Source organism: Pseudomonas sp. 1L-C-7-B-C1 (genome assembly GCF_057291635.1).
In genome coordinates, this window is sequence record NZ_JBXAWH010000010.1 from 1 (window position 1) to 15,067 (window position 15,067).

The 15,067-nt window shown below is 60.7% G+C and carries 14 protein-coding genes; 4 read left to right on the forward strand and 10 right to left on the reverse strand.

Annotated features, from left to right (window positions below):
• Positions 1-448: 448 nt before the first annotated feature.
• From AC0Z8Z_RS15935 to dadA, 6 genes are all read right to left on the reverse strand, one after another.
• A complete protein-coding gene (locus tag AC0Z8Z_RS15935) occupies positions 449-2,371 on the reverse strand; it encodes an acetyl-CoA hydrolase/transferase C-terminal domain-containing protein (RefSeq protein ID WP_485619743.1) in 1,923 nt (640 codons plus the stop codon).
• Between the two features lie 105 nt (positions 2,372-2,476).
• A complete protein-coding gene (locus AC0Z8Z_RS15940; protein WP_485619744.1) occupies positions 2,477-2,779 on the reverse strand; it encodes a DUF2845 domain-containing protein in 303 nt (100 codons plus the stop codon).
• Between the two features lie 8 nt (positions 2,780-2,787).
• Positions 2,788-3,336: a cupin domain-containing protein gene (locus tag AC0Z8Z_RS15945; RefSeq protein WP_485619745.1), complete on the reverse strand. Its 549-nt coding sequence runs from the start codon at positions 3,334-3,336 to the stop codon at positions 2,788-2,790.
• A 158-nt stretch (positions 3,337-3,494) separates the two neighbouring features.
• The gene (gene alr / locus AC0Z8Z_RS15950; protein WP_485619746.1) at positions 3,495-4,568 is read right to left on the reverse strand and encodes an alanine racemase; all 1,074 of its coding nucleotides are present in this window, start codon (positions 4,566-4,568) and stop codon (positions 3,495-3,497) included.
• Positions 4,569-4,612: 44 nt separating this feature from the next.
• Positions 4,613-4,966, reverse strand: a complete 354-nt coding sequence (locus tag AC0Z8Z_RS15955) for a RidA family protein (protein ID WP_122534154.1) — start codon at positions 4,964-4,966, stop codon at positions 4,613-4,615.
• The gene (gene dadA / locus AC0Z8Z_RS15960; protein ID WP_172610274.1) at positions 4,938-6,239 is read right to left on the reverse strand and encodes a D-amino acid dehydrogenase; all 1,302 of its coding nucleotides are present in this window, start codon (positions 6,237-6,239) and stop codon (positions 4,938-4,940) included. The genes AC0Z8Z_RS15955 and dadA overlap by 29 nt, the downstream gene beginning before the upstream one ends.
• A 154-nt stretch (positions 6,240-6,393) precedes the next feature.
• On the opposite strand from dadA, the gene dadR reads away from it, so the two are divergent.
• Positions 6,394-6,882 carry a transcriptional regulator DadR gene (gene dadR, locus AC0Z8Z_RS15965; RefSeq protein WP_065988245.1) on the forward strand — a complete coding sequence of 163 codons (489 nt, stop codon included), beginning with the start codon at positions 6,394-6,396 and terminating at the stop codon, positions 6,880-6,882.
• Between the two features lie 34 nt (positions 6,883-6,916).
• Here dadR and AC0Z8Z_RS15970 read toward each other — a convergent pair whose 3' ends face one another.
• Positions 6,917-7,270, reverse strand: coding sequence for a YkgJ family cysteine cluster protein (locus AC0Z8Z_RS15970; protein ID WP_485619747.1), 354 nt, complete (start codon positions 7,268-7,270; stop codon positions 6,917-6,919).
• A gap of 153 nt (positions 7,271-7,423) precedes the next feature.
• Here AC0Z8Z_RS15970 and AC0Z8Z_RS15975 point away from each other — a divergent pair, with 153 nt between their 5' ends.
• Positions 7,424-8,734, forward strand: a complete 1,311-nt coding sequence (locus AC0Z8Z_RS15975; RefSeq protein ID WP_485619748.1) for an NAD(P)/FAD-dependent oxidoreductase — start codon at positions 7,424-7,426, stop codon at positions 8,732-8,734.
• A 38-nt stretch (positions 8,735-8,772) separates the two neighbouring features.
• Here the strand turns inward: AC0Z8Z_RS15975 and AC0Z8Z_RS15980 are convergent, their stop codons facing one another.
• A complete protein-coding gene (locus AC0Z8Z_RS15980) occupies positions 8,773-9,006 on the reverse strand; it encodes a DUF1127 domain-containing protein (protein WP_485619749.1) in 234 nt (77 codons plus the stop codon).
• A 177-nt stretch (positions 9,007-9,183) separates the two neighbouring features.
• Here AC0Z8Z_RS15980 and AC0Z8Z_RS15985 point away from each other — a divergent pair, with 177 nt between their 5' ends.
• A complete protein-coding gene (locus tag AC0Z8Z_RS15985) occupies positions 9,184-10,611 on the forward strand; it encodes an aminotransferase-like domain-containing protein (protein WP_485619750.1) in 1,428 nt (475 codons plus the stop codon).
• Between the two features lie 92 nt (positions 10,612-10,703).
• The gene (locus tag AC0Z8Z_RS15990) at positions 10,704-12,293 is read left to right on the forward strand and encodes a phospholipase D family protein (RefSeq protein WP_485619751.1); all 1,590 of its coding nucleotides are present in this window, start codon (positions 10,704-10,706) and stop codon (positions 12,291-12,293) included.
• Here the strand turns inward: AC0Z8Z_RS15990 and AC0Z8Z_RS15995 are convergent.
• Together AC0Z8Z_RS15995 and AC0Z8Z_RS16000 are read right to left on the reverse strand one after the other, a co-directional pair.
• Positions 12,290-13,435, reverse strand: a complete 1,146-nt coding sequence (locus AC0Z8Z_RS15995) for an MFS transporter (RefSeq protein ID WP_485619752.1) — start codon at positions 13,433-13,435, stop codon at positions 12,290-12,292. The two genes, AC0Z8Z_RS15990 and AC0Z8Z_RS15995, sit on opposite strands and share 4 nt — an antisense overlap.
• Before the next feature lie 114 nt (positions 13,436-13,549).
• Positions 13,550-15,043 (reverse strand): aldehyde dehydrogenase, encoded by a 1,494-nt coding sequence (locus tag AC0Z8Z_RS16000; protein ID WP_485619753.1) that lies wholly within the window; start codon positions 15,041-15,043, stop codon positions 13,550-13,552.
• Between the last annotated feature and the right edge of the window lie 24 nt (positions 15,044-15,067).

The window sequence follows — 15,067 nt, forward strand, 5'->3', positions numbered from 1 at the left end:
CGAGCAAGCTCACTCCTACAATTTGTGGCGTAGCCGACATCTGCGTCGGGCGCAAATCCACTGTAGGAGCAATCGGAGGTTACGACGGTCGCGAACGCGGCGGGTCTGTGACATGAATGTCGGCTGACACACCGCAATCGCGAGCAAGCTCACTCCTACAATTTGTGGCGTAGCCGACATCTGCGTCGGGCGCAAATCCACTGTAGGAGCAATCGGAGGTTACGACGGTCGCGAAGTCGGTGGATCTGTGACATGGATGTCGGCTGACCCACCGCAATCGCGAGCAAGCTCACTCCTACAATTTGTGGCGTAGCCGACATCTGCGTCGGGCGCAAATCCACTGTAGGAGCAATCGGAGGTTACGACGGTCGCGAAGGCGGTGGGTCTGTGACATGGATGTTGGCTGACACCCCCCAGCGCGTTCCTACGCCTCCAAAAGACAACGGACCTAAGCCGTAGCCTGCAACCCCGCCAGCACCAGCCGCTGATACAGCTCTTCTCGCAGTCCCTGTGGATGATCAAGGCCCATGCGCTGCAGATGCTCGGGATAAGCGCTCGCGTCAGGGGCCTCAAGCGTGGCCTTGCCCAGCTCGATGATTTCTGTGAGCTTGAACTTGCTCTTCAGCCAGTTCAGCGCGCGCAGCAGATCGCGCTCTTCAGCCGTAAAATCGCTGCCCAACGGGTACTCGATGAACAGCGACGGGAACTGGTCGCGGATGTCCTTCAGCCGCTCGGGCGTGTTCTGGCTGAACAGCGGATCAAGGCGGAAATCCTTCGGCAGCTTGCCGGCCTTTTGCGCCTGATCGATCAGGCCCGGCTGGAAGCGTGAATCGCTGATATTGAGCAGCGCTTCGATCACTGCGGCATCCGTCCTGCCGCGCAGATCGGCAATTCCGTATTCGGTAACGACGATGTCGCGCAGATGCCTGGGAATCGTCGTGTGCGCATAGTCCCAGACGATGTTGGAACTGACCTCCCCGCCCGATTCACGCCAGCTGCGCAGGATCAGCACGGAGCGCGCGCCTTCCAGCGCATGGCCCTGAGCGACGAAGTTGTACTGCCCGCCGACACCGCTGACCACCCGGCCATCAGCCAACTGATCTGAAACCGCTGCGCCCAGCAACGTGACCGTGAAACAACTGTTGATGAATCGCGCATCCCGCCGTTGCAGGCGCTTGAGCGTCTCATTGCCGTATAGCTCGTTGATGTAGCTGATCGCAGTCATGTTGATCTGCGCGATCTGCGCCGGGGTGAATTCCCGCAGCCGCTCATAGAAGCTGCGCGGGCCGAGAAAAAAGCCGCCGTGAATCAACACGCCGTCGCTGTAAACCGATTCGTCCAGAACCCCGTCGTTGGCCATTTGCTGCAGCTCGACGTCGGCGTACACCTTGCGCCGGATGATTCCCGCATCCAGCAGCACCAGCAGACCGTTGACCAGCATTTCGCTGCAGCCATAAAGCCCGGTGGCGAAGGGCATCACCCCGCCTTGCGCCTCGATCAACGGCTTCCAGGTAGAGATCCCGTCCAGCTCGGCCAGGCATGCGCGATAGGTTTCGTTATCGGCCTGGCGCGCAAGCAAGGCGGCGGTCAGGGCGTCGCCCATCGAGCCGATGCCGATCTGCAACGTCCCGCCGTCGCGCACCAGCATGCTCGCGTACAAGCCAATGAAATGATCCTGAATGCCGACCGGCATGTTCGGCGTCGAGAACAGCGTGCTGCGTTCTTCGTACTCGATCAGGAGGTCGAAGGTGTCGAGGCCGACCTCGGCATCGCCCTGCATATACGGCAGATCCGAGTGGACGTGGCCCAGCACCAGAATGCGTTCGCCCGCCGCACGGCGTTTTTCCACCAGGGGCAGCAGGTCAAGAGTGATGTCGGGATTGCAGCTCAGGCTGAGGTGATCGGGCCGTTGCGGGTCGCGGGCGATCAATTGTGCGATCAGATTCAAACCATTGGCATTGATATCCCGCGCAGCGTGGCTGTAGTTGCTGCTGACGTAATCCTGCTGAGCTTCGACGCTGCCCAACAGGCTGCCGGGTTGCATGAAGAACTGCTGAACGTGAATGTTGGGTGGGAGGTCGTCCCTGCGCAGGTCGGTGAGGAAATCCAGCTCCGGGTAGTCGTCGAAGACGCGCTCCAGAAAGGGCTCCAGGAACCTTCCCTGCAAGCCGTCGCCGCCATCGGGTCGCCCAAGGCACAGCGCGGTGTAGATAGTGAGATACCGATCGGGCAGCGATTTGATTCGGGTGTACAACGCGTTGGCGAAGCGATTGGGCTTGCCCAAACCCAGCGGCATACCCATATGGATGTGTGCCGGCAACTCGGCCAGCACGTGATCGACAGCTTGCTCGATCGAGCAGGAATGCGGCATCCGGCCTCTCCTGGTTTTGTTATTTGATAGCGGTTGGACCGGGCCTTCAGGGGATTTGCTGCATTGCGCCGCTTGCGCCCTTAAACACGACTGCCAGTCGGCGACTCAATCCCGCTTTGTCTCGATCTCTACCAGCTTGTCCTCGATAAACCGCAGGTGTTGTTTTGCACCGTTACGAGGGCCATACGCCCACAAACTAACCTTCGCAAAGCCGAGCCTGGGTACGCCATTGCTTCGCAGCGCAGGCATTTGATCAACACTGCTGTCAGGCGCTCCACACTTCTGACGGACCACGTCGGCGGTGTCGCCCAGACTGATAAGCGCCGTGCCGCAGCGCATGGTCGCGTCAGCAGTATCGGCGAAGAGCAAGACGGCCAGGCCGAGGACGATCAGTTTTCGGTTAATCATATTGATGATCAGAAATTCGCCGGCGTGGCCGCGCTGATGAGTCGCGCAGGGACGTCGTACGGGTTGCGAAAGCGATGCGGCCGGGAGCTCTCGAAGTAGTAACTGTCGCCCTCTTCGAGCACGTAGGTGTCCAGACCGATCACTAGCTCAAGACGGCCTTCGACCAGAATCCCGGTCTCCTCGCCCTCGTGAACGAGCATCTCAACGCCGGTGTCCGCGCCCGGCGGATAGACCTCGGAAAGAAACGCAATGGCCCGGCCCGGATGGGATTTGCCGACCAGTTTCATGGTCACGGCACCGTCCGAGATATCGATCAGTTCACTGGCTTTGTAGACCACTTGGGTCGGATTTTCGGGTTCGAGCTCTTCGGAAAAGAACTCCACCATGGACATCGGTATGCCGCCCAGCACCTTGCGCAACGAGCTGATCGAAGGGCTGACGCTGTTCTTCTCGATCATGGAGATGGTGCTGTTGGTCACGCCCGCTCGTTTGGCGAGTTCACGCTGGGACAGACCTTTGAGTTTACGAATGGATTGCAGTCGTTCACCGACGTCCAATGCGGCAGTCCTCCTGATAATCAAGTTGAGTCAAGTGGCCGCCATCATGGCAACAGCGTTCAGTATTTACAACACTTGAGCCCATGGCCGGATCGGCAAAGGGACTGGCGGCCAAGACTGACCGCCTATGGGTGGTTTACACAGTTGGCGAATGGCGATCAGGCCCCGGTATAGAACCTGGGCACGCGCTTGAGATTGCAAAGAATTTGATAAGGAATCATGTCTGCGCTGGATGCAAGGTCGCTGATGAGAATGTTTTTCCCCCACAGTTCGACGCGGCTGCCCAGCCCTGCGCCCGGCACGTCGGTGAGGTCCACGCAGAGCATGTCCATCGACACACGCCCGAGCAACTGGCTGCGATGGCCGTCGACCATCACGGAAGTGCCGGTGGGCGCCTGGCGCGGATAGCCGTCGGCATAGCCCATCGCGACCACACCGATGCGCATATTTCGTTCGGCGATGAATGTACCGCCGTAGCCCACTGGCTCGCCGACAGGCAGATCGCGCACGCAGATGACCTGGGACTCCAGGGTCATGACCGGCTGCAAACGATCGGCGACCGATTGCGGCTGCTCGAACGGCGTCGCGCCGTAGAGCATGATGCCCGGACGCACCCAGTCACTCGGCACGCTGGGCCAGCCCATAACACTGGGGGAATTGCGCAGGCTGACTTCGGCGGTCAGGCCGGCGCGCGCCGATTGGAAAATCGCCACTTGCTCGTCGGTGCGCGCGCTGTCGAGTTCGTCGGCGCGGGCGAAGTGGGTCATCAGGACAATTTTCGCGGCCTTGCCGCTGTTCAGCAGCCGCCGATGGGCCGCCTGAAAATCCGCCGGGTGAATGCCGACGCGATGCATGCCTGAATCCATCTTCAGCCATACATTCAGCGGCTTGCCGAGGGCGGTTTGCTCGATGACGTCGAGTTGCCAGATGGAATGCACCACGCACCAGAAATCATGCTCGACCATCAGCGCCAGTTCGTCGGCTTCAAAGAAGCCTTCCAACAGCAAAATGGGCGCTTTGATGCCGGCCTGACGCAGCTCCAGCGCTTCTTCGATGCAGGCTACGGCAAAGCCGTCGGCTTCAAATTCCAGTGCCTGTGCAACTCGCACCGCACCATGGCCGTAGGCATCCGCTTTGATAACGGCAAGAGCCCTCGCGCCAGCGGTGTCACGCGCCAATTGGTAGTTGTGGCGCAGGGCTTGAAGGTCGATAAGGGCGCGGGCTGGACGCATGGTGGGGCTTCTTGTTGGTCAATAAATGGATATAGGTGAGTCAGCTATGGCAGCGCCGCAACCACCGACAGTTCAACCAGAATCTCCGGCTCACACAGCTTCGCTTCAACTGTCGCACGTGCAGGCGCAAGGCCTCTTGGCAGCCATGTGTCCCAGACACTGTTCATGCCGGCAAAGTGCGCGTCGATGTCTTTCAGGTAAATGGTCACCGACAGTATGCGGGTCTTGTCGGTACCGGCCAGGTCCAGCAATCGCTCGATGTTGTGGAGCGTCTCGCGGGTCTGTTGCTCGATACCCCCTGCCATGTCGTCGGCCACTTGCCCGGCAAGGTAAACGGTGCCGTTATGGACGACCAACTGGCTCATGCGCTCATTGGTGAGCTGGCGCTGAATGGACATGTTTTGCGATCTCCCTGGAACTGCCATAACGAGAAATATCGAGGCCTTCAGCACTGATCTGCGGTGTTTTGCGCGCGATCAGGTCAGCCAGCAATCTGCCTGATCCGCAGGCCATCGTCCAACCCAACGTGCCATGGCCGGTGTTGAGGAACAGATTGCGATAGGGCGTGGCGCCCACGATGGGCGTTCCGTCCGGCGTGGTCGGGCGCAGGCCGGTCCAGAAGCTGGCCTGCTGCAGGTCGCCGCCGTGAGGATAAAGGTCGTTGACGATCATCTCCAGGGTTTCGCGGCGACGGGGATTGAGCGACAGGTCGAAGCCCGCGATCTCGGCCATTCCGCCCACACGAATGCGGTTGTCGAAGCGGGTAATCGCGACCTTGTAGGTCTCGTCCAGGATGGTCGACGTCGGCGCCATCGCCGGGTCGGTGATTGGCACCGTCAGCGAATAGCCCTTGAGCGGATACACCGGCGCCTTGATGCCAAGCGGCTTGAGCAATTGCGGCGAGTAGCTGCCGAGGGCCAGCACGTAGCGGTCGGCTGTTTCGAGCTTGCCGTTGATGCGCACGCCATTGATGGTGTCGCCAGCGAAATCAATGGACTCGATGGACTGGCCGAAGCGGAACTCAACGCCCAGCTTCACGCACATCTCGGCCAGACGCGTGGTGAACAGCTGGCAGTCACCGGTCTGATCGTTCGGAAGGCGCAGCGCGCCGCTGAGGATGTTGCTGACGCTGGCCAACGCCGGTTCAACCCGGGCAATGCCTTCGCGGTCGAGCACTTCATAGGGCACGCCGGCCTGTTCGAGAACAGCGATGTCCTTGGCGGCGTTATCCAGCTGTTCCTGAGTGCGAAACAACTGAGTCGTGCCCAGGCTGCGGCCCTCGTAGGCAATGCCGGTCTCGGCACGCAGCTCATCGAGGCAGTCGCGGCTGTATTCGGAGAGGCGAACCATGCGCTCTTTGTTCACGGCGTAGCGGTTCTGGGTGCAGTTGCGCAGCATCTGCGCCATCCACAGGTACTGATCAATATCCGCCGTGGCTTTGATGGCCAGCGGCGCATGGCGCTGCAGCAACCATTTAAGCGCCTTGAGCGGCACACCCGGCGCCGCCCATGGCGAAGCGTAGCCCGGCGACACCTGCCCGGCGTTAGCGAAACTGGTTTCCATGGCAGCGGCCGGTTGACGGTCAACGACCGTCACCTCGAAGCCCGCACGCGCCAGGTAATACGCACTGGTGGTACCGATTACGCCACTTCCAAGGACCAGAACGCGCATGTTGATTTCCTCATCGCGGATATCCGCTGACGTTTTCAAGTTTTAAGCAAGGATGTGCGCAGTATAAAAAGGCCTGAGCAGTGCTTTTGACTATATAAACGCCTATATTCGGCATTTCTTCTCGGCAACCGACGCTTTGGCAGAGGGCTCTTCGATGCGTACCCAGCACCAGTCCAAACGCGAGCTGGACAAGATCGACCGCAACATCCTGCGCATCCTGCAAAACGACGGCCGGATCTCCTTCACCGAACTGGGCGAACGGGTCGGACTGTCTACCACGCCGTGTACGGAGCGGGTCCGGCGTCTGGAGCGTGAAGGCATCATCATGGGCTACAACGCCCGCCTCAATCCGCAGAACCTTAAAGCCAGTTTGTTGGTGTTCGTCGAGATCAGCCTGGACTACAAGTCTGGCGACACCTTTGAAGAATTCCGCCGCGCGGTGCTCAAACTGCCCCATGTGCTGGAATGCCATCTGGTGTCAGGGGATTTCGACTATCTGGTGAAAGCGCGGATTTCCGAGATGGCGTCGTACCGCAAGCTGCTGGGCGACATCCTGCTCAAGCTGCCCCACGTGCGGGAGTCCAAGAGCTACATCGTGATGGAAGAGGTGAAGGAGAGTTTGTGCCTGCCGATCCCGGAGTGAATACCGGCAGTGAATTGATAGCATCGGGCGGTCGTTACACCAGCACCTGCCGCGTCGAGGCGATGAACTCATGCACCTGTTTCTCGGCGCGAGGGTGAATCAGCACATCAGGGCGGCGGCCGTTGGGGCATGGCAGGGTTTTCGTCGTACCGAACAAGCGGCAAATCAGCGGCCGCTCGTCGTAGACGGTGCAGCCGTGGGGCCCCAGGTGTACGCAGTTCAGCTCGTTAAGCGCCGCTTCCTGCTCGGCCGGAGTCTTGCGGGGCAATCGCGACATCTCTTCTGACGACGTGGTCACCGGCCCACAGCAATCGTGGCAACCCGGCACGCATTCGAACGACGGAATCTGCCGCCGCAGATCGCGGATTGTCTCGCTGTTGCAGCTCATAGCGGCAGTTTTCCCTGTTAAAGGTGGTGATTGTGCCCCAGCGCCGCTGCGACTGACACCCGGCTGATGATCCACCGGCATTTTCTTGCCCGGGCACCCTGACCCCGCTACCCTCCGTAAAATTTTCCAAACAGTGCTCTCGGGATATTCAACATGAATGCTCGGTCTCCCCAGCCCGGATTGTCTGATCACGCGGCCTCTTACTACGCCACCACCCGCCATCCTCAGGCTGACTACCCTGCCCTGCACGGCGAGATCAAAACCGACGTCTGCATCATCGGCGGCGGGTTTTCCGGGCTGAACACGGCGATCGAGCTGGCTGAACGCGGCTTGAAGGTGGTGCTGCTGGAAGCACACAAGATCGGCTGGGGCGCGAGCGGGCGCAACGGCGGGCAACTGATCCGGGGCGTCGGCCACGATGTAGACCAGTTCAGCAATATCATCGGCGAGGACGGCGTTCGTCAGCTCAAGCTGATGGGCCTCGAAGCGGTGGAAATCGTCCGCGAGCGCGTCAACAAATACCAGATCGACTGCGACCTGACCTGGGGCTACTGCGATCTGGCGAACAAGCCCAGGGAATTCGAGGGTTTTGCCAAAGACGCCGAAGAGCTGCGCAGCCTGGGATACCGACACCCGCTTGAATTGATTGAAGCGGGCAACCTCAGTAGCGTCATCGGCTCACCTAACTATGCTGGCGCCATGCTGGACATGGGCTCGGGCCATCTGCATCCGCTGAACCTGGCGCTGGGAGAAGCCGCCATCGCCCAGTCACTGGGCGTGCAGGTGTTCGAACACTCGGCAGCGACGCGCCTGGAATACGGGGCAGAGGTCAATATTCACACAGCCCGGGGTTTAGTGCGCGCCAGTACGCTGGTGCTGGGCTGTAACGCTTATCTCAACGCGCTCGATGAAGAGTTGAGCGGAAAGGTCTTGCCCGCAGGCAGTTACGTCATTGCCACCGAGCCGCTGAGCGAAGAGCTCGCCAGCCAACTGATTCCGCGCAATACCGCGATGTGCGATCAGCGTGTAGCGGTCGATTATTTTCGGCTGTCGGCTGATCGGCGCCTGCTGTTCGGCGGCGCTTGTCACTACTCAGGCCGGGACCCGAGCGACATTGCCGCATACATGCAGCCGAAGATGCTCAAGGTGTTCCCTCAGCTCAAAGACGTGAAAATCGATTTTCAGTGGGGTGGAATGATCGGCATCGGCGCCAACCGCTTGCCGCAGATCGGGCGACTGCACACGCATCCGAACGTGTTCTATGCCCAGGCGTATGCGGGGCACGGGCTGAACGCAACGCATCTGGCCGGGAAGTTACTCGCCGAAGCCATCAGCGGCCAACACAGCGGCGGGTTCGAGCTCTTTGCCAAAGTCCCTCACATCACCTTCCCCGGTGGCAAACATTTGCGCTCGCCGCTGCTGGCGCTGGGTATGTTGTGGCACCGTTTCAAAGAACTGGTGTAACGAAACCCGCCCCTGTGAGGCCGACTGCGTTAAGGGCCTCATTCGCGCCAGAACGGCTTGAGCCCTTCATGGCGTGCCTGCTCGCTGCTCAAACCAATATCCTTCAACTGCTCGTCAGTCAGCTTCAGTAACGCGCGCCGACTGGCTCGGCGATGCTGAAACAGCCCCCACATCCCCAGCCCTTCCGGCGCGTTGATGCGCAAGCCTGCGTCATGCTCACGGACCAGCTCGCCTGCATACAGCGTTAACCGAACATCACTTATTCCGCTCATTTCCAGACACCTCATGGTGGGTTTCGAGTGGATTAATGATGTGTCTGTATGCAAAACCATTACAGATCCAAAGAATTATTATTCTTTGCATACAGATTGGTTTCTTACCGGGCTGAATGCTGTATTTTCCCCACATCTGTATCGGTTACCGATCGTTCCGCATTGTGGGATTACGCCATGACCCTCTACGTCAACCTTGCCGACTTACTCGGCACGCGCATCGAAAACGGCTTTTATCGCCCTGGGGACCGACTGCCCTCGGTGCGTGCGTTGAGTCTTGAGCACGGCGTCAGCCTGAGCACGGTGCAACAGGCGTATCGATTGCTGGAAGACAACGGCCTTGCACTGCCACGCCCCAAGTCCGGGTATTTCGTACCGGCTGACCGCAAGACGCCCGCCCTGCCTGCGATCGGCCGGCCCGCGCAGCGCCCGGTGGAAATCTCCCAGTGGGATCAAGTGCTGGAACTGGCTAGGGCTGCTCCCAGCCCGGACGTGGTTCAACTGGGCCGCGGCATGCCCGACGTCACCAGCCCGACCTTGCGCCCACTGACCCAGGCGCTGGGCAGGATCAGCCGCCGCTCGGACATGCCCGGGCTGTATTACGACAACATCCACGGCCGGCGCTGCCTGAGGGAACAAGTCGCGCGCCTCCTGCTGGATTCCGGCACCAACATCGACCCGGACGACCTGGTGATCACCACCGGCGCTCAGGAAGCGCTGGCGATCTGCATCCGGTCGGTGTGCCAACCGGGCGATATCGTTGCAGTCGACTCGCCGAGCTTTCACGGTGCCATGCAGGCGCTCAAAGGGCTGGGGATGAAAGCCCTGGAAATCCCGACTGACCCGCTCACCGGCATCAGCCTCGAGGCACTGGAGCTGGCGCTGGAACAGTGGCCGATCAAAGCCATTCAACTGACACCGAGCTGCAACAACCCGCTGGGCTACATCATGCCGGAGGACCGCAAACGCGCACTGCTGACTCTCGCACAACGCTTCGATGTGGCGATCATCGAGGACGATGTGTATGGCGACCTGGCCTACACCTACCCTCGCCCGCGCACGATCAAATCCTTCGATGAAGACGGCCGCGTCCTGCTCTGCAGCTCGTTTTCCAAGACGTTGGCGCCGGGATTGCGCGTCGGCTGGGTCGCCCCCGGGCGATACCTCGATCGCGCCCTGCACATGAAATACATCAGCACCGGCTCCACCGCGACCCAGCCGCAACTGGCGATTTCCGATTTTCTCAAGGCCGGGCATTACGAGCCGCATATGCGCCGGATGCGTGGCCAATACCAGCGCAGTCGCGACCTGATGACCGGCTGGGTCACGCGTTATTTCCCAGAGGGCACTCGTGTGAGCCGTCCCCAAGGCGGCTTCATGCTGTGGATCGAATTGCCGGAGGACTTCGACTCGTTGCGCCTGAACCGCGCGTTGCAGGGGCAAGGCGTACAGATTGCCGTGGGCAGCATCTTTTCAGCGTCAGGCAAATACAGAAATTGCCTGCGCATGAACTTCGCCGCCAAACCAACCGCGCAAATCGAAGATGCTGTGCGCAAGGTCGGGGCTGCCACGGCGTTGCTCATGCAGCGGACCGACCCTGCATGACCTTTGCAGCTAAACCTTTTGAAGCTTTTAACCTTTTGGGGCTTTTAACCTTTAGGAGAAAGCGCGGTCATATCGCCATGACTGATTTTCGGATGACCGCGTTGACGAACTTACGGGCGGTGCCCCTCCTTCTGGCTCTCGCCCTCGGCCTCAGCGGTTGTGCGCACACGCCCGCCCCCGATGGCCCGAGTCAGGCGTTGCCGGCGGCGCAGTCCTCGTTCGGCCGCTCGATCATGGCCCAGGCCGCACCTCACGAAGGGCGCTCGGGCTTCCGCCTGCTGCCCAACAGCACCGAAGCGTTCATGGCCCGCGCCGAGCTGATTCGCAACGCCAAAACCAGCCTGGACCTGCAGTACTACATCGTTCACGACGGCTTGAGCACCCGGGCGCTGGTTGACGAATTGCTCAAAGCCGCCGATCGCGGCGTTCGCGTGCGCATTCTGCTGGACGACACCACCAGCGACGGGCTGGATGAAGTCATCGCCACACTCGCTGCACACCCAAACATTCAGATTCGCCTGTTCAATCCGCTCAATCTGGGCCGCAGCATGGGCGCCACCCGTAATCTGGGCCGGCTGTTCAATCTGTCCCAACAGCATCGACGCATGCATAACAAGCTGTGGCTGGCCGATGGCGCCGTGGCCATCGTCGGCGGACGCAATCTGGGCGACGAGTATTTCGACGCTGAGCCCAATCTGAATTTCACCGACATCGACATGCTCAGTGTGGGGCCTGTGGCCGAGCAGCTGGGTCACAGCTTCGATCAGTACTGGAACAGCACGCTCAGCAAGCCGATCAACGACTTTCTCTACTGGCCGCCCGACCGTAAGGACCTGACCAAAGCGCGCGCACTGCTGGCCGAGTCGCTGGATCAGGCCCACGTTGAGAAGAAAGCCCTGTATGAACGGCTGATGGACTATCGGACTCACCCGCGCATGAAGACCTGGCTCAATGAGCTGATCTGGGCGCACAACCAGGCGTTGTGGGACGCCCCCACGAAGGTGCTGTCACGGGGCGAGCCTGATCCGCACCTGCTGCTGGCGACCCAACTGAGCCCTGATCTGGGCAACGTGCATAAAGAGCTGATGCTGATCTCGGCCTACTTCGTGCCCGGGCAGGAAGGCTTGGTGTACCTGACCGGGCTCTCCGATAAAGGCGTGTCGGTGAACCTGCTGACGAATTCGCTGGAGGCTACCGATGTGCCCGCAGTGCACGGCGGTTATGCGCCCTACCGCCGCGCGCTGCTGGAACACGGCGTGAAGCTGTTCGAGCTGCGCCGGCAGCCAGGCGACCCGAGCAACGCTCAAGGCAGCGGCCCGAGTTTTCTGCGCACAAACCTGATCAAGGGCGGCTCGGAATCGAGCCTGCACAGCAAGGCGATGATCTTTGATCGACAGAAGATGTTCGTGGGTTCGTTCAATTTCGACCCACGGTCAGTGCTGTGGAACACCGAAGTCGGCGTGCTGGTCGACAGCCCCGAGCTGACCGAATACCTGCGCGAGCTGGCGCTTCAGGGTATGGCGCCGGCCATCAGCTATCAGGTCAAGCTCGAGAATGACCGGTTGGTGTGGGTGACAGAGGACAACGGCAAAATCCATACGCTGTCCAAGGAACCCGGCGACTGGTGGCGCCGGATGAACGCCTGGTTCAGCACGGCCATCGGCCTGGAAAAGATGCTTTAAGCCGACACCACTTGTACCCCGAAAGCCTTGGGGCGCTGGGACAGGATCACCAGCCCCAGCGCGCCAGCCGCCATCAGCAAGGGCAGCGCCTGACCGCTGACCCACTGACTACCAGCGCCAGCCGCCAAAGGGCCGAGCAGGCAACCGATCCCCCAGAGCTGAGCGACGTGGGCATTGGCGCGCACCAGGGCGTCATCGCGGTAGCGCTCGCCAATCAGAATCAGCGAGAGGGTGAACAGCCCGCCAGCGCTGGCGCCGAACAGCACCCACAGCGGCCAGATGGCGAGGGTGTCGACCAGCATCGGAATCGCCAGGCTCGACACCATCAGCACCAGCGCACACCCGGAAAACAGCCGCCGACGCGACACCCTATCGGCCAGCGCGCCAATCGGCAGTTGCAGAAGGGCATCACCGACTACCACGGTGCTGACCATCGCCAAGGCCACTTCGGGCGTATACCCCTGCTGCAGGCAATACACCGGCAGCAAGGTCAGAATCATCGCTTCAAATCCTGCGAACAACGCGATGGCCCATGCAATCGCTGGCAAACTCCGACAGAAGCCGCCGAGATCGCGCAGCGTTACATGGCTGGATTCCGCGCTCGGCGCGCCTGTTCTGCCCAGTAATAACAGCGGTGATACCGCCAACAACAGGGTCCCGACCCAGAACCCGTAATCGGCTTCCGTGCCAATGAAGCCCAGCAGCACCGGCCCGCCCAACTGACTCAGCGCGTAAGAACTGCCATATAGCGCCACCAGCTTGCCGCGCAGCCGTTCGATGACCAGCTGGTTGATCCAGCTTTCGCCGAGCACGAACACAATGGTCAGGATCATGCCGAGCATCAGTCGCAGAACCAGCCAGACCCAGTAATTGGGTAATAACGCCAGTAAACCTACGGAAACCGACCCGGCCCACAGGCACAGCCGCATCAGGTTGGCGGTGCCGAGGTTTGAAGCGAGTCGGCTGGCAAGACTGGCGCCCACCAACACGCCGATCGCGGGCATCGCGGCCATGACGCCGATGGCAAACGCGCCGTAACCCCAGGCTTCCAGCCGCAGCGACACCAGCGGCATGCTCACGCCCAGCGCCAGGCCGACGCTCAACACCGAGGCCAACACAGCGAAATAAGTACCCCAACGCATCACCACGCTCCTGTGGCTCAAAAGGACGAAACGAAACAAAACAGCCGGGCTGTGAGGAAAGCCCGGCTGCTCTGGTTTTCTAACGACTGAGTGTGAAGTTGTGCGGCCCTTTCTTTACAGCTTGATCCAGGTTGCCTTCAGCTCGGTGTATTTATCGAACGCATGCAACGACTTGTCGCGCCCGTTGCCGGACTGCTTGAAGCCACCAAACGGCGCGGTCATGTCGCCGCCATCGTACTGGTTGACCCACACGCTGCCCGCGCGCAACGCCTTCGCGGTCAGATGCGCCTTGGACAAGTCAGCCGTCCACACCGCCGCAGCCAGGCCATAAGGCGTGTCGTTGGCAATCTGAATGGCTTCTTCAGCGGTATCAAAGGTCAGTACAGACAGCACCGGCCCGAAGATCTCTTCCTGCGCGATCTTCATGGCGTTGGTCACGCCGTCAAAAATCGTCGGCTCGACGTAGGTGCCGCCGGTTTCCTGAAGAATGCGCTTGCCGCCGACGACGAGCTTGGCGCCGTCGGTGTGGCCGGCTTCGATGTAAGACAGGACGGTGTTCATTTGCTGGGTATCGACCAGCGCGCCAACGGTTGTCGACGGATCAAGCGGATTGCCCGGCTTCCAGGCTTTCAGCGCATCGATCACCATCGGCAGGAATTTCTCTTTGATCGAGCGCTCGACCAACAGGCGGGAGCCGGCCGTGCAGACCTCGCCCTGGTTGAAAGCAATGGCGCTGGCCGCGGATTCCGCCGCCGCTTGCAGATCCGGCGCATCGGCGAAAACGATATTCGGGCTTTTGCCGCCAGCTTCCAGCCAGACGCGCTTCATGTTCGATTCGCCCGAGTAGATCAGCAACTGCTTGGCGATCTTCGTCGAACCGGTAAACACAGCGGTGTCGACATCCATGTGCAGCGCCAGCGCTTTACCCACGGTGTGGCCGTAACCCGGCAGCACATTCAGCACGCCGGCCGGAATACCGGCCTCAATGGCGAGCTGAGCAACGCGGATCGCTGTCAGCGGGGATTTTTCCGACGGTTTGAGGATCACCGAGTTGCCGCTCGACAGCGCAGGACCCAGCTTCCAGGAAGCCATCAACAGCGGGAAATTCCACGGCACGATGGCCGCTACAACACCGATCGGCTCGCGAGTCACCAGGCCCAATTGATCGTGCGGCGTGGGCGCCACTTCGTCATACAGCTTGTCGATGGCCTCGCCGCTCCAGCTCAACGCCTGAGCGGAGCCGGGAATGTCGATGCCGTAGGAGTCGCTGATGGGCTTGCCCATGTCGAGGGTTTCGAGCAGCGCGAGCTCTTCGACGTTCTCATTGATCAGCTCGGCCAAACGAAGCATGGCTGCCTTGCGCTTGGCCGGCGCCAATCGCGACCAGACGCCGGAACTGAACGTAACCCGGGCGTTTTCGACGGCGCGTTGCGCATCGGCGGCGTCACAACTGGCGACATGGGCGAGGAAACGGCCATCGACCGGACTGATGCAGTCGAACGTCGAGCCGGATGCGGCGTCTGTGTATTCACCGTTGATGAAAGCACGGCCTTCGATTTTCAGATCCTGGGCGCGTTGTTCCCAGTCAGCATGAGTCAGGGTGGTCATGAAACGTCCTCCTCTAATGAAATA